This is a genomic window from Roseomonas sp. TS2, from assembly GCF_058833935.1.
The window spans coordinates 1-19,347 of sequence record NZ_JCACVY010000074.1 but is presented as its reverse complement, the minus strand read 5'-3'; the positions used below and the strand labels follow the sequence as shown (position 1 = coordinate 19,347).

The 19,347-nt window shown below is 71.5% G+C and carries 22 protein-coding genes; 9 read left to right on the top strand and 13 right to left on the bottom strand.

Going from position 1 to position 19,347, the window contains the following annotated elements; all coding sequences use genetic code 11:
* Positions 1-639 (bottom strand): RES family NAD+ phosphorylase (locus ACZJYS_RS13220; protein WP_493178789.1); only part of this gene is annotated, 639 nt, incomplete at its 3' end.
* Positions 636-1,163 carry an antitoxin Xre/MbcA/ParS toxin-binding domain-containing protein gene (locus tag ACZJYS_RS13215; RefSeq protein ID WP_493178785.1) on the bottom strand — a complete coding sequence of 176 codons (528 nt, stop codon included), beginning with the start codon at positions 1,161-1,163 and terminating at the stop codon, positions 636-638. The genes ACZJYS_RS13220 and ACZJYS_RS13215, both read right to left, overlap by 4 nt.
* Before the next feature lie 153 nt (positions 1,164-1,316).
* Between ACZJYS_RS13215 and ACZJYS_RS13210 the strand changes: the two genes are divergently transcribed.
* The 6 genes from ACZJYS_RS13210 to ACZJYS_RS13185 all read left to right on the top strand — a co-directional run bounded on the left by ACZJYS_RS13210 (position 1,317) and on the right by ACZJYS_RS13185 (position 7,624).
* Positions 1,317-2,078: a FadR/GntR family transcriptional regulator gene (locus ACZJYS_RS13210; RefSeq protein WP_493178782.1), complete on the top strand. Its 762-nt coding sequence runs from the start codon at positions 1,317-1,319 to the stop codon at positions 2,076-2,078.
* A gap of 51 nt (positions 2,079-2,129) precedes the next feature.
* Positions 2,130-3,269 carry a mandelate racemase/muconate lactonizing enzyme family protein gene (locus tag ACZJYS_RS13205; protein WP_379636728.1) on the top strand — a complete coding sequence of 380 codons (1,140 nt, stop codon included), beginning with the start codon at positions 2,130-2,132 and terminating at the stop codon, positions 3,267-3,269.
* A gap of 3 nt (positions 3,270-3,272) precedes the next feature.
* A complete protein-coding gene (locus ACZJYS_RS13200; RefSeq protein WP_493178779.1) occupies positions 3,273-4,265 on the top strand; it encodes a hydroxyacid dehydrogenase in 993 nt (330 codons plus the stop codon).
* Positions 4,262-5,437, top strand: a complete 1,176-nt coding sequence (locus ACZJYS_RS13195) for a mandelate racemase/muconate lactonizing enzyme family protein (RefSeq protein WP_493178776.1) — start codon at positions 4,262-4,264, stop codon at positions 5,435-5,437. The genes ACZJYS_RS13200 and ACZJYS_RS13195 overlap by 4 nt, the downstream gene beginning before the upstream one ends.
* Complete coding sequence (locus tag ACZJYS_RS13190) at positions 5,434-6,573, top strand: mandelate racemase/muconate lactonizing enzyme family protein (RefSeq protein ID WP_109518205.1); 1,140 nt, start codon at positions 5,434-5,436, stop codon at positions 6,571-6,573. Before ACZJYS_RS13195 ends, ACZJYS_RS13190 begins: the two co-directional genes overlap by 4 nt.
* A 61-nt stretch (positions 6,574-6,634) precedes the next feature.
* On the top strand, positions 6,635-7,624 hold the full coding sequence (locus ACZJYS_RS13185; RefSeq protein ID WP_493178773.1) for a Bug family tripartite tricarboxylate transporter substrate binding protein: 990 nt from the start codon (positions 6,635-6,637) through the stop codon (positions 7,622-7,624).
* A 90-nt stretch (positions 7,625-7,714) separates the two neighbouring features.
* On the opposite strand, the gene hpxZ is transcribed toward ACZJYS_RS13185, so the two are convergent.
* The 11 genes from hpxZ to ACZJYS_RS13130 all read right to left on the bottom strand — a co-directional run bounded on the left by hpxZ (position 7,715) and on the right by ACZJYS_RS13130 (position 16,830).
* A complete protein-coding gene (gene hpxZ / locus ACZJYS_RS13180) occupies positions 7,715-8,089 on the bottom strand; it encodes an oxalurate catabolism protein HpxZ (protein ID WP_109518207.1) in 375 nt (124 codons plus the stop codon).
* Positions 8,090-8,256: 167 nt separating this feature from the next.
* Entirely contained in the window at positions 8,257-8,943 is a 687-nt protein-coding gene (locus ACZJYS_RS13175; RefSeq protein WP_493178770.1) for a tetratricopeptide repeat protein, read from the bottom strand.
* A gap of 8 nt (positions 8,944-8,951) precedes the next feature.
* A complete protein-coding gene (locus tag ACZJYS_RS13170; RefSeq protein WP_493178768.1) occupies positions 8,952-9,890 on the bottom strand; it encodes a type II secretion system F family protein in 939 nt (312 codons plus the stop codon).
* A gap of 5 nt (positions 9,891-9,895) precedes the next feature.
* Positions 9,896-10,846, bottom strand: coding sequence for a type II secretion system F family protein (locus ACZJYS_RS13165; protein WP_493178766.1), 951 nt, complete (start codon positions 10,844-10,846; stop codon positions 9,896-9,898).
* A complete protein-coding gene (locus ACZJYS_RS13160; RefSeq protein WP_493178764.1) occupies positions 10,846-12,192 on the bottom strand; it encodes a TadA family conjugal transfer-associated ATPase in 1,347 nt (448 codons plus the stop codon). The genes ACZJYS_RS13165 and ACZJYS_RS13160 overlap by 1 nt, the downstream gene beginning before the upstream one ends.
* Entirely contained in the window at positions 12,189-13,415 is a 1,227-nt protein-coding gene (locus ACZJYS_RS13155; RefSeq protein ID WP_109518211.1) for a CpaE/TadZ family protein, read from the bottom strand. Before ACZJYS_RS13155 ends, ACZJYS_RS13160 begins: the two co-directional genes overlap by 4 nt.
* Positions 13,402-13,668 (bottom strand): hypothetical protein, encoded by a 267-nt coding sequence (locus ACZJYS_RS13150; protein WP_109518212.1) that lies wholly within the window; start codon positions 13,666-13,668, stop codon positions 13,402-13,404. The genes ACZJYS_RS13155 and ACZJYS_RS13150 overlap by 14 nt, the downstream gene beginning before the upstream one ends.
* Positions 13,669-13,676: 8 nt before the next feature.
* Positions 13,677-15,182 carry a type II and III secretion system protein family protein gene (locus tag ACZJYS_RS13145; RefSeq protein WP_493178761.1) on the bottom strand — a complete coding sequence of 502 codons (1,506 nt, stop codon included), beginning with the start codon at positions 15,180-15,182 and terminating at the stop codon, positions 13,677-13,679.
* The gene (gene cpaB / locus ACZJYS_RS13140) at positions 15,179-16,027 is read right to left on the bottom strand and encodes a Flp pilus assembly protein CpaB (protein ID WP_493178760.1); all 849 of its coding nucleotides are present in this window, start codon (positions 16,025-16,027) and stop codon (positions 15,179-15,181) included. Before cpaB ends, ACZJYS_RS13145 begins: the two co-directional genes overlap by 4 nt.
* A 9-nt stretch (positions 16,028-16,036) precedes the next feature.
* Positions 16,037-16,534, bottom strand: coding sequence for an A24 family peptidase (locus ACZJYS_RS13135; RefSeq protein ID WP_493178758.1), 498 nt, complete (start codon positions 16,532-16,534; stop codon positions 16,037-16,039).
* A 92-nt stretch (positions 16,535-16,626) separates the two neighbouring features.
* Positions 16,627-16,830, bottom strand: a complete 204-nt coding sequence (locus tag ACZJYS_RS13130; RefSeq protein WP_493178756.1) for a Flp family type IVb pilin — start codon at positions 16,828-16,830, stop codon at positions 16,627-16,629.
* Between the two features lie 273 nt (positions 16,831-17,103).
* On the opposite strand from ACZJYS_RS13130, the gene ACZJYS_RS13125 reads away from it, so the two are divergent.
* The 3 genes from ACZJYS_RS13125 to ACZJYS_RS13115 form a co-directional block, all read left to right on the top strand.
* Positions 17,104-18,516, top strand: coding sequence for a TadE/TadG family type IV pilus assembly protein (locus ACZJYS_RS13125; protein ID WP_493178753.1), 1,413 nt, complete (start codon positions 17,104-17,106; stop codon positions 18,514-18,516).
* On the top strand, positions 18,513-18,959 hold the full coding sequence (locus ACZJYS_RS13120; RefSeq protein ID WP_493178751.1) for a TadE/TadG family type IV pilus assembly protein: 447 nt from the start codon (positions 18,513-18,515) through the stop codon (positions 18,957-18,959). Before ACZJYS_RS13125 ends, ACZJYS_RS13120 begins: the two co-directional genes overlap by 4 nt.
* The coding region (locus ACZJYS_RS13115; protein ID WP_109518218.1) for a TadE/TadG family type IV pilus assembly protein at positions 18,937-19,347 on the top strand (411 nt) is incomplete at its 3' end. The genes ACZJYS_RS13120 and ACZJYS_RS13115, both read left to right, overlap by 23 nt.

Sequence of the window (19,347 nt, the reverse complement as noted above, 5' to 3'; positions counted from 1 at the left end):
CGAGCCGGCCTCGACCGTCACCCTCCAGTGGTCCGCCTGCGCCACGCCCAGGATGTTCGCCGGCCGGTAGGCCACCACATTCACCCCGCCCGCATGGCGGAGGCTGTCGTAGAGGATGCCGTCGGCGGCCGAGGCGCGGACCTCCTCCCCCAGCACCTGCGAGGCGGCATGGCTGTCGGGGGCATAGATTTCGGCCCGCGCCGCCTGCTCGCCGCGGATGTCGAGATAGGCGCCGGCGAGGTCCGCCGTATAGGCGCGGTAGGCACGGCTGAGGGTGGCGGCGCCGGTGGCCACCGCCTCGCGCCGCAGATGGTGCGCCACCTCCGCCGCCGCGGTGGGCAGCGCGGCGGCGGCATACCAGGCGCCGAGGTCGGGGCCGTTGAACCGCGCGCCGGCGGGCGCGGCGTGCAGGAAGGCGGCCATGACGACGCTCGAATTCGGCCGGCCATAGACCCACTGGCTGCGCGGCAGGCGCAGGATGCGCTCCTGCACCAGCCGGTCATTGGTCCAGCCGGCCAGCTCCATCACCGCCTGCATGTCGGCGGCGGTGGCCACCGTGTCGAACAGGCCGATCGGCGGGAAGCGGGACGGGACCAGCCGGTGGGTCGGTGCCGGGGCCGGTGCGTGGCGGTCGCTCAAGAGATGACCAGATCCGCATCCGTGTAGGGGGTGAAGTCCCGGTCGGCGCCGTTCGGCTCCATGGAGAGGCCGCCGCGCGCCGCATCCAGGAAGCGGCGCACGGCCATCAGCCCGTCCTGCGTGCCGCTGGTCACCAGCTCCAGCGGCGGCCGGCCGCCGAAGAGGGTGGCGCCGTGCGGCCGGCGCAGCCAGGCGACGCCCTCCCGCTCGCTCTCATGCAGCACCCCCAGCGCCTGGTGGATGCCGAGGACGGCCGAGATCCGCGCCAGCGTGTCCACGTCGAGCGTGAAGCTGCCGTGCTCGCGCGCGATCCTGGCCCAGCGATGGAAGGTGGAGCGGGCCGGGTAGCCCAGCACCAGCAGGCGCTGCGTCTCGTCCAGCCCCCAGAGATCGGCGATGGCCAGGAAGGTCCGCATGCCCGACGCGCTGAGCCGCCGGCGGTTCTCCGGCGAGAAGCGGCTCCGGTCCAGGCGCTGCGGAGCGGGCGCCAGGGGCTGCGCGAGGGCGGCGGCAGGCTGGTGCATGGCGGCTCTCCCTGTCCAGATCGGCACAAAGCCCATGTTGAGACAGCGGCGGCAATTTGCAAGGACATTCCGTGCCTGTTCGGCTCTCCGCCCCGCCTGAGCCGGCGAGAGATTGTCTTGCGGAGGCGATCGTATTGGTACTACCAATTTGGCATGACCAAAAGTGCCGAAGCCTCTGCCCCTCCTCACCTCCCCTCCGCCCCGCCGCCCGATGAGCGGAGCGGCCTGCTGGGGCGCCTGCTGACCTTCATCGCCTACCACCGCCTTCAGCCCGGCGACCGGCTTCCGGCGGAGCGCGACCTCGCCGAGCGCTTCGGCGTCGGCCGCGGCGCGGTGCGGGAGGCGCTGGTGGTGCTGGAGACGCTGCGCATGGTGGAGCGCCGGCCGAATTCCGGCATCTACCTGCGCGCCGTGGAGAAGCAGGGCTCGATCGAGGCCATCGTGCTGCAGGCTGAGCTGGGCATCCCGCTCACCGGGGCCGAGGTGCGCGAGGTGGTGGAGCTGCGCCGCATCCTGGAGATGCAGGCCATGCGCCTCGCCGCCGAGCGGCGCCATGCGGAGGACATCGCGCGGCTCGACGCCATCCTGGCCACGGGCGAGGGCGCCGTCGCCGCCGGGGATGGCGCGCGGCTGGCCGATTACGACGCCGCCTTCCACCTCGCCATGGTGGAGGCCACGGGCAACCACGTCTTCCTGCGCGTGGTGCACGCCTTCTATCTGATGTCCCGCAACCGCCGCCGCGCCTACTTCGCCGACGGGCAGCGCGCCCCCCTCTCGCACGCCCAGCACGTGGCGATGCGCGACGCCGTGGCGGCGGGCGACCCGGACCGTGCCGAGGCCGCCATGGGCAGCCACCTGCGCGGCGTCGAGAGCTACTGGCTGGAGCTGCTGGAGCGCCGCACGCGCGAGGAATGATGGCGGCCCGCGCCAAATGGCCGTGCCGCCCCTGGGAGGAAACAAGAACGCATGAAGATCACCGACGTGACCTGCCACGTCCTGCAATCCAAGGTGGAGCAGCCCTTCACCTCGGCGCGCGGCTGGCTCTACACCACCCGCGCCTCCTGCATCGTCGAGATCGCGACCGATGCGGGCATCACCGGCTGGGGCGAATGCTATGGCCCGGCGGCGGTGAACAAGACCATCATCGAGACGCAGTACCGCCAGCGGGTGATCGGCCGCGACCCCTTCGACGTCGAGGTGGTGTGGGAGGACCTCTACAACCGCATCAAGGATTACGGCCTGACCGGCATGACCATCGCCGCGCTGTCGGGCATCGACATCGCGCTGTGGGACATCATCGGCCGCGCCGTGGGCAAGCCCGTGCACAAGCTGATCGGCGGCGCGCACCGGACGGAGGTGCAGGCCTATGCCACCGGCCTCTACTTCATCGACATGGACCGGCTGGTGGAGGAGGCGGTCGAGGAGGCGGAGGAGTATGTCCAGCAGGGCTTCCGCGCCATCAAGATGAAGATCGGCCTCGGCGACCCGAAGCTCGACCTGCGGCGCGTCGCCGCGGTGCGGCAGGCCATCGGGCCCGACGTGAAGCTCGCGGTGGATGCCAACCACTGCTTCACCGTGCCGCAGGCCATCCGCCTCGGCCGCGCCATGGAGGAGCTGGACCTGCTGTGGTTCGAGGAGCCGATCAGCCCCGAGGACCATGACGGCTATGTGGAGGTGACGCGGGCGCTCGACATGGCGGTGGCCGGCGGCGAGAACGACTTCACCCGCTGGGGCTTCCGCGACGTCATCGCGCGCAAGGCAATGGACATCGTGCAGCCGGATGTCTGCGCCGCGGGCGGCATCAGCGAATGCCGCAAGATCGCCGCCATGGCCTCGGCGCATGGGGTAGAATGCGTCCCCCACGCCTGGGGCTCGGCCATCGGCCTCGCCGCCACGGTGCAGTTCCTGGCCGCCCTGCCGGACACGCCGCCCGCCTTCCGTCCGATGCCGCCGATGCTGGAATTCGAGCAGACGCCGAACCCGCTGCGCGACCACCTGGCGAAGGACCCCATCGTGCAGCAGCGCGGCATCGTGCGCGTGCCGGATGGCCCCGGCCTCGGCATCGAGGTCGATCGCGCGGTGCTCGCCCAGTACAAGGTGGCCTGAGCCATGCTCATCGCCCTGACCGATCCGATCGACCCCGCCGGCGAGGCCGTGCTGCGGGAGGCCGGCCACGAGGTCGCGCTCGCCCCGCCCGGCGGGCTGGACGCCCTGCTGGCCCGCGCCGAGGCCGTGGTGGTACGCCGCCAGCTCCCCGACGACCTCTGCGCCCGCGCGCCGCGCCTGCTGGCGGCGGTGCGGCAGGGGGTTGGCGTGGACATGATCCCGATCCCCGACTGCACGGCGCATGGCGTGCTGGTGGCCAATGTACCGGGCGCCAACGCCGATTCGGTCGCCGAGTTCGCCATCGGCCAGATGCTCGCCATCGCCCGCCACGCGGAGGCGATGCACGCCGCGCTGCTGTCGGAGGGCTGGGACAAGGCCCGCGCCCGCACCGCCAGCGCCTTCGAGCTGCGCGGCCGTACGCTTGGCATCGTCGGCGTCGGCGCGGTGGGGCGGCGGCTGGCCGAGATCGCCGGCACCGGCTTCCGCATGCGGGTGCTCGGCCACCGGCGCGACCGCGACGCGCTGCCGCCCGGCGTGGACTACGCCTCCCTGGAGACGCTCTTCGCCGAGAGCGACTTCGTCGTGCTCGCCTGCCCACTCACAGACGAGACACGCGGCCTCGTCTCCGCCGCGCTGCTGGCGCGGATGCGGCCCGGCGCCTGGCTGCTGAACCTGGCGCGCGGCGCCGTGGTGCAGGAGGAGGCGCTGCTGGAGGCGCTGCGCGCGGGCCGCATCGGCGGCGCCGCGCTCGATGTCTATCCGGTGCAGCCGCTGGCGCCCGACCACAGGCTGCGCGCCCTGCCCAACGTGCTGCTGACGCCGCACGCGGCGGGCCTCAGCCGCGAGGCGGTGCTGCGCATGAGCACGGGCGCCGCCGAGGCGGTGGTGCAGATCCTGCACGGCGGGCGGCCGCGCAGCCTCGTCAACCCCGAAGCCTGGGAGGCCTCGCGCGCGCGGCGCCGGAGCCTCGGCCATGCGGAGGCCGCCACGGCATGAAGATCTCCCGCGTACAGGCCACCTGGTGCCGCGTGCCGATCCCCGAGGAGCGGCGCTTCACCAGCGATTTCGGCCTCGTCTCCACCTTCGATTCCGTCATCGTGCGGATCGACACCGAATGCGGCCTGACCGGCTGGGGCGAGGCCAAGGCCGGGGTGGGCAGCGCCGCCGCCTGCGCCGGCCTCGCCGCCATCATCAACCTCGACTACGCGCCGCTGCTGCTGGGCCAGGACCCGCGCGACATCTCCCGCCTGTGGGACGTGATGTACAACACCCCGCGCGAGGGCTACGCCGTCGCCGGCGGCTACGCGCTGCCGCAGCTCGGCCGGCGCGGCCTCTCCATCGCCGCCATCGCCGGCGTCGACATCGCGCTGTGGGACATCCTCGGCAAGGCGCTGGGCGCGCCGGTCTGGCGGCTGCTCGGCGGGCGGCGGGCGGAGCGGATGCCGGCCTATGCCTCGGGCGGCTGGGCCGATGTCACGAAGATCGGCGCGCAGCTCAAGGGCTATTGCGACAAGGCCGGCTTCCGCGCGGTGAAGATGCGGGTCGGCGTCATGGATGGCTCGCCCGCCCGCTCCGCCGCCCGGGTGCGCGCGGCGCGGGAGGCGCTGGGGCCGGAGATCCGCCTGATGGCCGATGCGCACGGCACCTGGACGGTGGCCGAGGCGCGCGCCTTCTGCCGCATGGTCGAGGATTGCGACCTGTTCTGGTTCGAGGAGCCGTGCAGCGCCGACGACAAGGCCGGCACGGCTGAGGTGCGCCGCTGCTCCACCGTGCCGGTCAGCGCCGGCGAGAGCGAGTTCACCCGCCACGATTTCCGCGAGCTGGCCGAGCTGCGCGCGGTGGACGTGATGCAGCCCGACCTCGCCATTGCCGGCGGCATCACCGAGGGGCTGCGCATCGCCGGCATCGCCGCGGCCTACAACCTCCGCCTCGCGCCGCATCTCTGGTCCGGCGCGCCGGCCTTCGCCGCCGGGCTGCACCTCGCCGCCACGCAGAGCGCCGGCTTCATCCTGGAATACTCGCTCGGCCACAACCCGATGCTGCACGAGCTGATCGAGGAGAGCTTCCCGGTGGAGGACGGGCATGTCGCCATCCCCGACCGGCCGGGGCTCGGCATCACCGTGCGGGAATCCTTCCTGCGCGAATACGGCCAGGGGAGCCGCCCATGAAGATCGCGAACATCGAGGCCTTCCCCACCTCCTTCCCGGTGCCGGAGGGGGCGGGCGTCTCGCTCGGCGTCGGCCGCGCCGTGAAGCGGGACGCGGTGGTGGTGAAGGTCACCACCGATGACGGGCTGGTGGGCTGGGGCGAGAGCCACCACGGCCGCGCCCACACCGCCGTCGCCGCCCTGTTGCAGACGACGCTGAAGCGGCTGGTTCTGGGCATGGAGGCCACCGACACGGTGGGCGTCTGGCAGAAGATCTATCGGGGCCAGCTCGCCAGCCACGGCATGGGGGCGGGCTGCGCGCTGGCCATGTCCGGGCTCGACATGGCGCTGTGGGACATCCGCGGCAAGGCGGCGGGGCTGCCGCTCTACAAGCTTCTGGGCGGTGCCGCGCGCGCGGTGCCAGCCTATGCCGGCGGCGTGGCGCTCGGCTACCAGCCGCCGGAGGAACTCGTGGCGGAGGCCGCGCCGCATCTGGAGGCCGGCTACCGCGCGGTGAAGCTGCGCATCGGCGACACCGTGGCGAAGGACATCGCCCGCATGGAGGCGGTGCGGACGGCGTTCGGCGACGGCATCGACATCCTGGCCGATGCCAACACCGCCTACAGCCTCGCCGATGTGCGGCGCGTGATGCCGGCGATGGACGACCTGCAGATGGGCTGGCTGGAGGAGCCCTTCCCGCCGCACGACCGGCACGACTACGCCGTGGCGCGCGGCTACGGCACCACACCGCTGGCGGCGGGAGAGAATCATTTCACCCGCTTCGAGTTCGCGCCGCTGCTCGAGGATGGCGCCATCGGCATCTGGCAGCCGGACCTCTCGAAATGCGGCGGCATCACCGAGGCGCTGCGCATCGCCGCCATCGCCTCGGCGCACAAGATCGCGGTGCATCCGCACAGCTCGATGACCGGGCTGAACCAGGCGGCCAGCATCCACTTCCTCTGCGCCATCGACAATGCCGGCTACTTCGAGGCCGACGTCTCGCGCGGCAACCTGTTCCGCGACGCGCTGGTCAGCGAGCCCTGGCGCATCGGCGCGGATGGCTGCGTCCGCCCGCCCGAGGCCCCCGGCATCGGCCTCTCGGTCGATGAGGACTGGCTGCGGGCCCATCCCGCCATCGAGGGGCCCGGCTACGTGTGAAGCATTGATCCGGCGCGACCGCCCCGGCACGAGGGCGGCGCGCCCCCAACAGGAGGCGTCCATGACACAGAATTCCCGGCGGAGCCTGCTCCGCCGCCTCGCGCTCGCCGCGCTCGCGGCCTGCGCACCCCTCGCGGCCGGCGCGGCCGAGCCGGCCTTCCCGGCGCGCGAGATCCGGTTCCTCAACCCCTTCGCGCCGGGCGGGACCTCCGACCTCCTCGGCCGCATCCTGGCCGAGCAGCTCACCCGGCAGGTCGGCCAGAACGTGGTTGTGGAGAACAAGACCGGCGCCGGCGGCATCGTCGCCACCCAGGAGCTGGCGCGCAGCGCCCCGGACGGCCACACGATGCTGCTGGCCTCCATGGGCATCCTGACAATCACGCCGCAGATGCAGACCGTGCCCTACGACGTGCGCAAGGACCTGATCCCGGTCGCCAACGTCGCCTCGGTCTACAACATCCTGGTGACCGGGCCGCGCTCCCAGATCCGCTCCTGGCAGGACCTGGCGCGGATCGGCCGGGAGCGGCCGCGCGACCTGAGCTGCGCCACGGTCGGCGCCGGCTCCAGCCAGCAGCTCTCCTGCGTCCTGTTCTCCGCCCTCACCGGGGCGCAGCTCACCCAGGTGCCCTACCGGGGCGGCGCGCCGGCCATCCTCGACATCGCCAGCGGCCGTGTCGACGTGATGTTCGGCAACATGCCGGAATTCCTGGGGCAGATCCGCGATGGCGGGCTGCGCGCCGTGGCCTATGGCGCGCAATCGGCCTCTCCCCTGATGCCGGAGCTGCCGGTGATCTCGAAGGACGGGCTGCCGGGCTTCGTCATCCCCAGCTGGTTCGGCGTGGTGCTGCCGGGCGGCACGCCGCAGCCGATCGTGGACCGGTGGAACACGGAGCTGAACCGCGCCCTGGCCGCGCCGGAGGTGCAGCGCCGCTTCACCGAGAACGGGCTGGAACGCATCGGCGGCTCGCGTGACGACTTCCAGGGCCATATCGAGGCGGCCCGCGCGCGGTGGGGCGCCATCATCCGCGAGCACAACATCCGCCCGGACTGAACGGCCACCGCCTCGCCGGGGGCAACGGGGGCCTGGGTGCGCCATCGCCCAGGCCCTGCGCCGCCCCCCGCACCGCGCCCGGCGCCGCCGTCACTCCAGGAAGGACACATGCGCGGCGACGACGCGCCAACCCTCCGGCATCCGCGCCCAGCTCTGGCTCTGCCGCCCGATGCGGGGGTTGCCGGGGCGCTGGAATTCCGTGTTGGCCGTGGCGAAGTCGCGGCCATAGGTGGTGATGACGGTCCGTGCCAGCGTGCGCTCCAGCCCCTGGGAGGGGCGCGCGGCGCGGAAGGCGGCGATCGCCGCGTGGCCGTAGAGGTTCTCGGTGGCGCCGTAGCGCAGCGTGTGCGGGCTGTTCCAGAAGCTCTCGTCGAGCGCCGCCACGTCGTTGCCCACCAGCGCCGCCTCGTAGCGCTGGAAGGCTGCCGTCACCTCGGCCACCACGTCCGGCATGTTGATGTCCATGAAGCCTGCTCCTGGGCTGTGCCTTGAGATCCGGCCGGGCCGGAGAGGCCAGTCTGTCCTCCAGAGCAGGAGAGGAAAAGGTGGCCCGGTTGGCACCCCGGAAACCCATCGAGCCCTGGAATCGCGGCAGCATCGAAGCCCAAGAGGCTGGTTCATAGATCCTGGGCCTAGCGCAGCGCCGCCGCCAAGGCGTTCAGGTCCGGCTCTGCCGCTCCCTGCCCCGCCGCTGCACGGGCGATGGCATGGTTCTGCTGTACCCGCTCCGGCGCCCCGGGCCGATCCAGCCGTCCGAAAAGCGCCGCCGCCGTGTTGGCATCCCCCGCCAACAGGGTGGAGAGCGCCGAGTTGTTGGCCGCGGCGATATTCCCCGGCTCGATCGTCTGTACCGTCCGGTAGCTTTGCTGCGCCTCCACATGCCGGCCCAGCAGGTCCAATGCCACGCCCTGGCCGTTGAGCGACAAGACATCCCCGGGCGCACGCGCCAGCAACTGGCGGTAGCTGGCCAGGGCTGCCTCAGCCTGCCCCAGAGCCAACTGCACCCGGGCGCCGGCTGCCAGCAGAACGGGATCCTGCGGATGGCGGCGGCCCGCTTCCTTCAGCACGTGCAGGGCCTGGTCCGGCTGGCCATACTCCAGCAGGGCATGGGCATAGCGTGCCTGCACCTCGGCCCGGTCCGGCGCCTGGGCCGCGGCGGCGGCATACAGGGAAAGCGCCACATCCTCCTGTCCTGCCTGCTCGGCGACCGCAGCCACGCGCATGCGCGTCGCCACCTCGTCGCGCCGAGCCGAACTGGCGCAGCCGGCGAGCAGCAACGGGCAGAGGAGCAGCAGCAGGCGGCTGATGGTGTGTGGCATGGCGGGACTTAGCCTCCGCTGAAATGAGAAATGATCCGGATGGCGGAGGGGCCGATCAGGACAATGAACAGGCAGGGCAGAATAAAGAGCACGAGCGGCAGAACCAGCAGGGCCGGCAGCCGCGCAGCACGCTCCTCCAGCTTGGTCATGCGCTCCTGCCGCATCTCGGCGGCCAGCACGCGCAGCGCCTGGGCCAGCGGCGTGCCATAGCGCAGCGTCTGCGACAGGGTGGCGGAGAGACGCTGGAAGCTTTCCACGCCCGTACGCTCGCCCAGGCGCATCAACGCCTCCCGCCGGTCCGGCAACATGCGCAGCTCCTGGGTCAGCAGAGCCAGCTCCAGGGCGATGGTGGGGTTGGAGAATTCGAGCTCCCGTCCCACACGCTCCACCGCACTGTCCAGGCCAAGGCCGGATTCGGCGCAGACCACCAGCAGGTCCAGCGCATCCGGCAGGCCCCGCGCCAGGGCCGCGACATAGGGGCGGCGCAGCATGGCCACCACCCAGCCCGGCAGCAGGATACCCAGCACCAGGCCCGCGGCCGGCAGCATCCATTGCATCTGCCCCCCGGCGATGCGGCCGATGAACCAGCCCAGAGCCGGCAGCGCCAGCACCGCCACCAGCTTCACGCCCAGGAAGGTGGAGACGGCACGATGCGGGTTGAAGCCGGCCGCGCCCACGGCGCGCTCCAGCTCCGCGATATCCTTGGCCGAGAACAGCGCCGTCTGCCGCAGCAACTCGCCGAGGCGCTGCAAGGCCTTGCCCAGCGGATGCAGCGCGCTGGCGGCGCGGCGGCCATCGGGCGTGGCGGGGCGCGTCACCTGCCGGATACGTCTGGCATAGCCGCGCTCCCGCGCCTCGGCATGCAGCAGCAGCGTGGCGATGACGACGAGCAGCAGCGCGCCGCCGCCCGCGAGGCCCGCCAGGATCAGCGAGGAGGTGCCCGCCATGCCCCTCACTCGCTCGTATTCTTGCGGATGAGCCAGCGGATGGTTAGCAGGCCCATGCCCAGCAAGGTCAGGGCCGTCATCAGCAATGCCTGTCCGGAAGGGGTGGTGAAGAAAATCTCCAGATAGCCAGGCTGCAGGAAGGAAAGGCCAAGCCCGGCCAGGAAGGGCAGGATGGCGAGGATCAGCGCGGACATGCGTGCCTCCGCCGCCAGGGCACGGGCGCGGCTGCGCATGGCCACGCGCTTGCGCACCATGTCCGCCAGCGTATCCAGCGCCGCCGTCAGGCTGCCGCCGGTCTGCGCCTGCAGGCCGATCATGACGGAGAAGAAGGCGTATTCGGACAGCCGCGTGCGCTCGTAGAGGCTCCAGAGCGCCGTCTCGGCGGAACGCCCGATGGCGATCTCACCCACGACGCGTCCGAAAGCCTCCCGTGTGGGAGAGGGCATTTCCCGGGCGATGCTGCGCAGCGCCTCGGTCATCGGCAGCCCGGCGCGCACACCGCGGACGATGACGCCCAGCGCATCCGGCAACTGGCGGAACAACGCATTGGTGTAACGGCGGTGCTGCCAGAGGAAGATGCTGCGGATGGCCAGGACGCCGCTGACGGCACCGGCCACGGCGCCGGGAGCCGTGCCCAGATAGGCCGAGGCCCGCCAGAAGCCCAGCAGCCCCACCGCCGCCCCCGCCGCCAGCACCACCATCCAGGGGATGGTGTGCTCGGCCGGGTTGTCCGGATGGTAGCTGACCAGGCGAAAGATGCGCCGCAGCATCGGGTTGCCGCCGCGTGGCGCCACGCGGATGCTGGGCATGCGCGGGACGGCCGTGGCCGACGGCACGGCCACGGCCCGCGCGCCCTGCACGCGGGCCCGCATCCTGTCCTGCGCGCCGCTGCGCAGCAGCACCGTGGCGGCCGCGGCCCACAGAGCCACCGCCATCGCCAGGAGCAGCACCGGCATCATTCCGGCAGCTCCTGCAACGCGTCCATCCAGCTGCGCTCCAGGCCGTAATAGCGCAGCTTCTCGGAAAAGCCGGGGCGCGTGCGCGGGCTGACATAGCGGCCGAGCAGCCGCCCATTCGCGTCCTCGCCCTCGAAATTGTAGGTGAACACCTCGTTCATGGTGATCACATCGCCTTCCAGCCCGCAGATCTCCGAGATCTGCGATACGCGGCGGACGCCGTCGCGCATGCGCTCCACCTGGATGATGAGATCGACGGCACTGGCGATCTGCGTGCGGATGGCGCGCGGCGGCAGCGACATGCTGCCCATCTGCACCATGTTCTCGATACGCGTCACCGCGTCGCGCGTGGTGTTGGCGTGCACGGTGCAGACCGAGCCGTCATGGCCGGTGTTCATGGCCTGCAGCATGTCGAACGCCTCCGAGCCGCGCACCTCGCCGACGATGATGCGGTCGGGGCGCATGCGCAGGGCGTTCTTCATCAGGTCGCGCTGCGTGATCTCGCCCTTGCCTTCGAGGTTCGGCGGGCGCGTCTCCAGCCGCACCACATGCGGCTGCTGGAGCTGCAGCTCGGCCGCGTCCTCGATGGTGACGATGCGCTCCTCGTGGTCGATCAGCCGGCTCAGCGCGTTCATCATCGTCGTCTTGCCGGAGCCGGTGCCGCCGGAGACGACGATGTTCAGGCGGCAGCGCGCGGCGATCTCCAGCACCCGCGCCACCTGCGGGATCATGCTGCCATTCGCCACCATCACCGAGAAGTCGATCTTCTTCTTGGAGAACTTGCGGATGGACAGGCAGGGCCCATCCAGCGCCAGCGGCGGAAACACGACGTTGACGCGGCTGCCATCGGCCAGGCGGCAATCCAGCAGGGGGCTGGATTCGTCGACACGGCGGCCCACCGCGGACGCCATCTTCTGCGCGATGTTCGCCACCTGCGCCGCGTCGCGGAAGCGCACATCGGAGAGGCGCATGCGGCCGCGCACCTCGATGAACACCCTGTCGGGGCCATTGACCATGATGTCGCTGATGCTGTCGTCCTGCAGCAGCGGCTCGAGCGGCCCGTAGCCGATCATGTCATGCGTCAGCTCCTCGGCCAGCCGCGCCTGCTCGCGCGCCGACAGCTCCAGCCGCTGGCGGTCGGCGACCTCGTGCACGAGGGCTTCCAGCTGGGCGCGCAGGGCCGGCGCCGGCAATTCGGCGGCGACGGTGGGATCGATGCGGTCCATCACCTGGCTGCGCAGGCGGAAGAGCGGTGCCTCGCGCGAGGCTTCCCGCGGCACGGCGCCAGGGGCGGGCTCGCTCGCGGGTGCGGGCGGCGCCTCGGCGCGGCGGCCGAAAGTCTTCATCGCCGCCACAGCCGCGCCAGCCGGCGCAGCCCTCCCTCCTCGGCGGCGGCGCCCGCGCCGGAGATCTCACGCGTCAGGGGCGTCAGGGCGCGGCGGAAGCCGGCGCTGTCATGCAAGGCGGGGCGGCCCAGATTCATGGCTTTCGGAACCTGACCAGGAAAATCGGGGATGAGGATGTCGGGCGCGCTCCCCAGCCCTTCCGCGACCAGCGCATTGCCGAGCCCGCCGCGCAGCCCGGCGCGGTTCAACACCAGCAGGGGAGTGGCGCCACTGGCCAGGGCCGCGACCATGCGGCGGCCGGCCCCGGCGTCGCGGATGCTCGCGACATCCGGCCCCATCACCAGGATGCGGTGCCGCGCCAGGGCGATCACGCGCCGCTCCATCACGCCCGGCGGATGGGGCAGATCGACGACGATGGTGTTGAAACGGGAACGGAGAAGCTCCAGCAGCCGGGTGATGCCGGCCTCCGTGGGGGCGGGGCTGGATTCGAGGGCCTCGTCCGCCGCCACCACGCGGAAGCGGTCGGAGACCGGGATGGAGACGCGGTCGAGGAAAAGCGCATCCACACGGTCCGGCTCCTCGAGCGCCACGCGCAGGCCGGCGCCGGGGCGGGCGCCGAGCGAGAGCGCCGCGCTGCCGCCGCGCAGATGCAGGTCCAGCAGCGCGACATGGCCGCGCGTGGTCTCCGACAGGTGCAGCGCCAGGTTGGTGGCGATGGTGGTGGCGCCGACGCCGCCGCGCAGCCCGCTGACGGCGACGATCTGCCCGCCACGCGGCGTGGCGGGGCCGTGGCTGCCGCCCGCGGAGAGCAGCTCTGCCAGCGGCGGGCCGAACAGGCGGCTGACATTGTCGCGGGTCAGCGGCTTGTAGATGTATTCCTCGACGCCGAGGTCGCGCGTGATGCCGCGGTAGAAGCTGAGGTCGTTGCGGTCGCCCACCACCAGCACGCGCACATCGGGACTGCAGACCGTGGCCAGCCGGTCCAGCGCCTCGGCCGCGTCGTCGACGCCGGAGATGTCGACGATCAGCAGGCGCGGGGTTTCCTCCCGCTCCAGCGCGCGGGCGGCCGTGCGGACATTGCCGCGCCGCACCGGCACCGCATCCATCCATTCCGCCAGCCCGCCGCGCAGCGCCGCCTCGTCCGCCTCCTCCGCCAGGAAGGCCAGCAGGACGGGGCGCTCCGCCGCGCCGCCGGTGCCGCGCGCCGTCTCAGCGGCCGACACTGCCCGCTCCCGAGCCGCGCGGGTCCAGCAGCGGATAGGCCTTGCCCTGGCGCAGCCGCTGCACGGCGGCGGCGGCGGTGTCGGCATGGCTGTCCGTGGCGCCGATGCCACGGCGCTCATGCGCGGGGTCGGCCATCATGGCGCGCAGGTTCCGGTCGTTGACGCCGCCGGCCTGCCAGGTGCCAGGGCGGGCGACCGGGTCGGCGCAGCCGGCCAGCAGCAGGGCGGCCGCGAAACCCAGGGGCTTGAGCATGTCAGGGGCTACTCCAGCATGAAGCCGGCATTGGCCGGCCGGCGCAGCACCGGCGGCTGCGCGCCACGGGCGATCTGCCGCCGCTCCAGCACGCGCTCCAGATCCGTCGCCGGGCGGAAGCCGTCGGTCGGCGCCGCCAGCAGCACGGGGTCGGAGACCGGGCGGACGACATAGGGGGTGACGATGATCACCAGCTCGCTCTCGCTGCGCTGGAACTGGTCGGAGCGGAAGAGCGGGCCGAGGATCGGCAGGTCGCTCAGCCCCGCCAGCCCCTGCTGCACCTGGCTGCTGTTGCGGGTCAGCAGGCCGGCGATGGCGAAGCTCTGGCCGCTGCCCAGCTCCACCGTCGTCTCGGCGCGGCGGACGGTCAGGGCCGGGATCTGCACGGAGCCGCCCACGATCGGCACGCTGATGGCGCCGTTCTGCGACAATTCGCTGACTTCCGGACGGATGCGCAGCGTCATCCGGTCCGCCGACAGCACGGTGGGCACGAAGGAGAGGCTGACGCCGAAGGGCTTGAACTCCACCGAGATCTGCCCGGTGTCGCTGGCGGCGACCGGCAGCGGGAACTCGCCGCCCGCCAGGAAGCTGGCCGTCTCGCCGGACTGCGCCGTCAGGTTCGGCTCGGCGAGGATGGTGATCAGCTGGTCGGCCGCGAGCGCGTCGATCACGCCGTTGATGTCGAGGCGCGAGGTGCGGATGCCGCCGGCGATGCGCCCGGCGGCGGCGGCGCTGCTCAGGGCGCCGGCGCCGCTGGCCACCGCGCCGGCGACGCTGCTGGCCGAGGGGCCGCTGCGCAGCCCGAAGGCGAAGCTGCCGACGGAGCCGAGCGCCTGCCAGTTCAGGCCCAGCTCCCGGGTGATCTGGCGGGAGATCTCGGCGATGCGGACCCGCACATTCACCTGCGTGCTGCCGCGCACCGCCAGGGCGTTCTCCACCGCCCGCTCCTTGCCGCCGAAGGCGGCGGCCAGGGTCAGGGCGCGGCTGGCCTCGGAGGGGCTGGCCACGCTGCCCTCCAGCACGATGGCCGAGGTGGTGACGCGGAGGCGCAGGCCCTGCAGGCCCGGCACCGCCTCCCGCAGCGCGGCTTCCAGCGCCGCCGCGTTCAGCGGCGCGGCGGCGGGGGTGGCGGGCGCCAGGGGCGTCAGCACCGCCGGATTGCCGCCGGCCGGCGCGACACTCCCCCGCACGGCGATATCGTACTGCGCCACCAGCGAGCCATCCTCGGCCGTGGCGATCAGGGTGGTGCGCCCCTCCGCCACGCCCATGACGAAGAGGCGCGTGGGCGAGGTGGGCTGCACCCGGGCGATGCGCGGATCGGCGGCGATCACCGTGCTGGCCGGGCGCGGCAGGGTGAGAAGCTGGCCCGTGCCGGCCTCCAGCCGCGCGCTGCCCATCAGCGGCGCCGTCGGGCCCGCCGGCGCCACGGTCGGCAGCGCCGGCTGCGCCAGGGCCAACCCTGGCAGGAGCAGCAGGCCGGCCATGCCCAGCAGCCGGGGTGGGAAGCCGGTCATCGGAAGGTCAGGTCCTGTGCCTCGCCGCCCTGGATCACGCGCATGCGGGTGACTGCTCCCTGTTCGGTCTGTGAAAGCGCGCTGGAGACATCGGCGCCGAAGACGGCAGCCCGCGCCGCGGCGGGTTCGGCCACGGCCGCCTCCTCCATGGCGCGAACGGTGATGGCGAGCCGGCCCAGACGGCTGGCCACCGCCACCCGCTCGGCCTCCCGCGTGGAGACTTCCAGCGTCACGGTGCTCGCCACGCTGCGGGTGGCGGATTCGGCGCTGGCACCTTGCGTCATCTTCTGGTCCACGGCGATGACGCGGATATCCGTCAGCACCGTCTCCGCCACCACGCGGCGGTCGAGCGGGGCCTGGGAGGGGTCGAGCTCCTGGGTCAGGATCAGGTCCACCTGGTCGCCGGGCCAGATCAGCCCGGCGGCGCCGGTCACGGCGTCGACGCCCACGGAAATGGCGCGCCGGCCCGGGCGCAGCACGGCGGCGAGGAAGCCGCGGTCGCGCGGGCGCAGCACATCGGCGCGGGAGAGCGGCGCGCCGGCCTCGCGGTACTGGCGCAGCATGGCGCCCTGCAGCTCGGCGCGCTCTTCCGGCGTGTCGCGCAGCGCCTCGCCGGATGCGGCCTCGGGCGGCACCTCACGCACCTCCCAATCGCCTTCCTTCAGCAGCGATCCCGCCAGAAGGGGACGGGCCGCGACCAGCACGCGCAGGCGGGTGGGAGCCGGCGGCTCTGCGGCGGCGGCGGAGGCGGCCGCGATCGGCGCGGGCGGCTGCACCGCTCGCCAGGCAACCAGCCCGAGGCCGGCCGCTGTCAGGAGCAGGAGCAGGACGAGGAAGAGCCGCATCGCCGTGCCCTATATCCTGTGCAGGAGGACCGCCGCGCCGCCCAGGGCGATGGCCAGCCCATAGGGCAACGGTCCCCGCCGGCGGATGCGCCAGGCCTCGACATGGCAGAGGCGCGGCAGGATGCCGCCGGCCGTGGCGGGCCGCGCCAGATGCGCCGGCAGCAGCCAGGAGAGCGCCAGGTAGGCCAGGGCCAGAACCCCGCCGGCGAGCGCGGTGGCCACCAGGAAGTCCCAGACCATGGCCGGGGCCATGCCGAGGGCGAGGGCCGACATCAGCTTCACGTCTCCGCCGCCCAGCGCGCCCCGCGCGAAGAGGAAGAGCAGGACGGCAAAGAGCGCGGCCGCCGTGAGAACCGAGAGGAGCGCCGCCTGGGGGCCCAGGGCCAGCCGGGCGGCGAGGCCGATCAGGGCCGCCAGGATGCTGACCGTGTCGGGAATGGTGCGCGTGGCGATGTCACGCCAGGCAGCGACGGCCAGGAGCGGGAGAAGACAGGCGAAGAGAAGCACCGCCAAATGTCTCCTGCAACCTTTTGGATAAAATGGCCAAGTCATGGGTACGAGGCGGCGGGAACACCGCCGCCTCGAAGGAAGAGAATTTATTACGGGGCGGTTGCGGCGGTAACCGCAGAGTCGACCTTGGTCTGAACACCGCTCAGAAAGGTCGTGATGTTGTCGCCAAAGCCGCCGATGGCGGCCGCAACGCCCACCACGAGCACCGCGGCAATCACGCCATATTCCAGGGCGGTGACTCCCTTGCGATCTGCCTTGAGAGTGGTGAGCAGATAAATCGCCTTACCCATCATGGGATTCGCTCCGTTATCGCACCGCAGCGGGAACAGGATGCCGCGCGACCATCGCGCGATCTCTCTCAATGACTGCCCGCATCGGTAGCAATTCGGAGGTAACATTTGCCTCTTCACAACCTCAAGAGGTATTTCAACGCTTGGTAAAAATCCTGCGAGAATGTTAAGGGGTGTGTGCTGAACATCACAACCCGTTGTGCGAGGCGCAAGCCCGAGCGCAACCTTGAGCAAATAGCGAACCGGCCTCCTTCCATCCTTGAGTGGTCCCGCGCTGTGCCCCTTCGCCTCCCCCTCCTGCTCTCCCGGCTCGGCGGTCCGGCTTCACGCCTGCGGCGGGACCGGCGGGGCGCCACGGTGGTGCTGTTCGCCCTCAGCGCCACGGCGCTGCTCGGTGCGGTCGCGCTGATCACGGATGGCGGGCTGCTCTATCTGACCCAGCGGCGCGTGCAGAGCGCGGCCGACGCGGCCGCCATCGCCGCCGCCTCGGCCGCCGGAACGCGCTCCAGCACCGCCGCCCTGGCGGCCGCGACCGAAGTCGCGGCGCTCAACGGCTTCACCACGGATGCCGAAACCACGGTGCAGGCCCGCAACCCGCCTGACAGCGGCCCCTACATGAACAACGGCCAGGCCTATGAGGTGACGATCCGCCGCCGGCAGCCGATGGCACTCGCCGCCACCCTCTTCGGGATGGGCGATAGCGATGTCAGCGCGCGGGCCGTGGCCATGCTGAAAAGCCAGATGCAGGTCTGCCTGCTTGCCCTCAACGGCACCGCCAAGGTCTCCAGCTTCAGCAAGTTCGAGATGCGCGGCTGCGCCATCGGCGCCAATGCCACAGGCAGCAAGGCGGTGCAGATCGATCAAGCCGGCAGCTTCAGCGCCCAGGGCGTCGTGACAGCGGGATTGTGCGACGGCTGCACCAACACGAATGTGAGGCTGACCGATGGCTACCAGGAGCAGATGCCGCCGATCTCCAACCCCTATGCGCCGCTGGACAAGCTGACCCCGCCGGATCCGCCCTGCACCACCAGCTCCACGACCAGCTTCAATTCCACCATGCGTATTCCGCGCTACGAGCAAAGCCAGACGGCCTTCTGCAACAAGGCCTATTTCGTGGAGAATGACGGCGTGGTCGTGCTGGACGCCGGGACCTACATCTTCCGCAATGCCTCGCTGACCTTCCGCAGCCTTTCGGAAGTGCGTTGCAATGGCTGCACCTTCATCCTGGTTGGCACCGGGGCGGGCACGACGGCGTCCTTCACCGCCGCCAATCTCAGCCAGTTCCTCTGCGACAACTGCAGCATCGTGCTGCTTGGCAGCCAGCCCGGGCAGGTGACGTTCAGCAGCATCTCCAAGGCCCGCCTCACCGCGCCCGCGACCAACACCTATGACCCCGCGCTGAACGGCATGATCATCACCCGCGCCAATGCGGGCCCCGCAGGCACTAGCAGCAACCCGACGCTGAACCTCAGCAATCTCAGCGCGATCGATCTGCTGGGCGGCATCTATGTGCCGAATGCCTTCACGCGCATCAGCAACATGTCCGCGCCGAACCCCAGCACCTGCCTTCCGGTGGTGGCCGGCACCCTGGAGGTGGGGCAGCTCAGCAACTTCCCCTTCGACGTCAGCGGCTGCCCGGGCCGCAATACCAAGGTGCCGCAGGTGATGGTGCCGAGGATGGTGGAATGAAGGCGATGCTCACCCGCCTCGCGGCCTGCCGTCGGGGGGTTTCCCTCACGGAGTTTGCGCTGATCGCGCCTGTCCTCTGCCTGCTGGTGATGGGCAGCTTCGATGTGGGGAACGCCATCCAGCAGAGCCTGCAACTGGAAGCGGCGGCTCGGGCCGGGGCGCAATATGCCTTCAGCCGCCCGGCCGACAGTGTGGGCATCACCGCCGCCATCCGCGCCAATCTTCCGGGCTGGAGCGATATCAGCGTGCCGGACCCAGCCATGGCCTGCCGCTGCGACGATGGCGCGACCGTGTCCTGCCATGGCGGTGCCTGCGCCATGGGTACGCCTGCCACCTATCTCTCGATCCGCGTCAGCCGGCCCTTTAGTGCCAGCACACCCCTGGCTGCCGCCGTCCTGCCGGCGCAAACCCTGACCGGCCATGTCGAACTCCGTCTTCGCTAGGCTCGGCCGGCGGGGCGCGCTCTCGCTCGAATTCGCCCTCGCCACCTTGCCCTTCATGCTGCTTTTCATGGGCGGTATCGAGATGTCGCGCTACGTCTACACGGTTCAGGCCGTGCACGCCTATGCCGATGCCGTGCTGCGCAGAACGCTGGTCTATGTGGGCGAGGACGCGCAGAAGCGCTGCTTGGCCGATCTCTCGGAGGTCGTCGCCCGCCCGGGTCTGCCCATGGGGCTGGAGCCGGAGCAACTGCTGCAGGAGCGGCGAGGCTGCCAGCGCAATGGCAGCATCACCCTGGTCAGCATCGACATCAGCTACCGCTTCACCTTCGCCGTGAATGTCTTCGGCACCGGAGAGGCGCGCATCACCCGCGCGGCGCAGCAAAATCTC

What these genes read in the sequence shown, in the direction of transcription:
- ACZJYS_RS13215 (WP_493178785.1), bottom strand. Translation starts at nt 1,163, where the DNA reads ATGCACCAGCCTGCCGCCGCCCTCGCGCAGCCCCTGGCGCCCGCTCCG.
- ACZJYS_RS13210 (WP_493178782.1), top strand. Translation starts at nt 1,317, where the DNA reads ATGACCAAAAGTGCCGAAGCCTCTGCCCCTCCTCACCTCCCCTCCGCC.
- ACZJYS_RS13205 (WP_379636728.1), top strand. Translation starts at nt 2,130, where the DNA reads ATGAAGATCACCGACGTGACCTGCCACGTCCTGCAATCCAAGGTGGAG.
- ACZJYS_RS13200 (WP_493178779.1), top strand. Translation starts at nt 3,273, where the DNA reads ATGCTCATCGCCCTGACCGATCCGATCGACCCCGCCGGCGAGGCCGTG.
- ACZJYS_RS13195 (WP_493178776.1), top strand. Translation starts at nt 4,262, where the DNA reads ATGAAGATCTCCCGCGTACAGGCCACCTGGTGCCGCGTGCCGATCCCC.
- ACZJYS_RS13190 (WP_109518205.1), top strand. Translation starts at nt 5,434, where the DNA reads ATGAAGATCGCGAACATCGAGGCCTTCCCCACCTCCTTCCCGGTGCCG.
- ACZJYS_RS13185 (WP_493178773.1), top strand. Translation starts at nt 6,635, where the DNA reads ATGACACAGAATTCCCGGCGGAGCCTGCTCCGCCGCCTCGCGCTCGCC.
- hpxZ (WP_109518207.1), bottom strand. Translation starts at nt 8,089, where the DNA reads ATGGACATCAACATGCCGGACGTGGTGGCCGAGGTGACGGCAGCCTTC.
- ACZJYS_RS13175 (WP_493178770.1), bottom strand. Translation starts at nt 8,943, where the DNA reads ATGCCACACACCATCAGCCGCCTGCTGCTGCTCCTCTGCCCGTTGCTG.
- ACZJYS_RS13170 (WP_493178768.1), bottom strand. Translation starts at nt 9,890, where the DNA reads ATGGCGGGCACCTCCTCGCTGATCCTGGCGGGCCTCGCGGGCGGCGGC.
- ACZJYS_RS13165 (WP_493178766.1), bottom strand. Translation starts at nt 10,846, where the DNA reads ATGCCGGTGCTGCTCCTGGCGATGGCGGTGGCTCTGTGGGCCGCGGCC.
- ACZJYS_RS13160 (WP_493178764.1), bottom strand. Translation starts at nt 12,192, where the DNA reads ATGAAGACTTTCGGCCGCCGCGCCGAGGCGCCGCCCGCACCCGCGAGC.
- ACZJYS_RS13150 (WP_109518212.1), bottom strand. Translation starts at nt 13,668, where the DNA reads ATGCTCAAGCCCCTGGGTTTCGCGGCCGCCCTGCTGCTGGCCGGCTGC.
- ACZJYS_RS13145 (WP_493178761.1), bottom strand. Translation starts at nt 15,182, where the DNA reads ATGACCGGCTTCCCACCCCGGCTGCTGGGCATGGCCGGCCTGCTGCTC.
- cpaB (WP_493178760.1), bottom strand. Translation starts at nt 16,027, where the DNA reads ATGCGGCTCTTCCTCGTCCTGCTCCTGCTCCTGACAGCGGCCGGCCTC.
- ACZJYS_RS13130 (WP_493178756.1), bottom strand. Translation starts at nt 16,830, where the DNA reads ATGATGGGTAAGGCGATTTATCTGCTCACCACTCTCAAGGCAGATCGC.
- ACZJYS_RS13120 (WP_493178751.1), top strand. Translation starts at nt 18,513, where the DNA reads ATGAAGGCGATGCTCACCCGCCTCGCGGCCTGCCGTCGGGGGGTTTCC.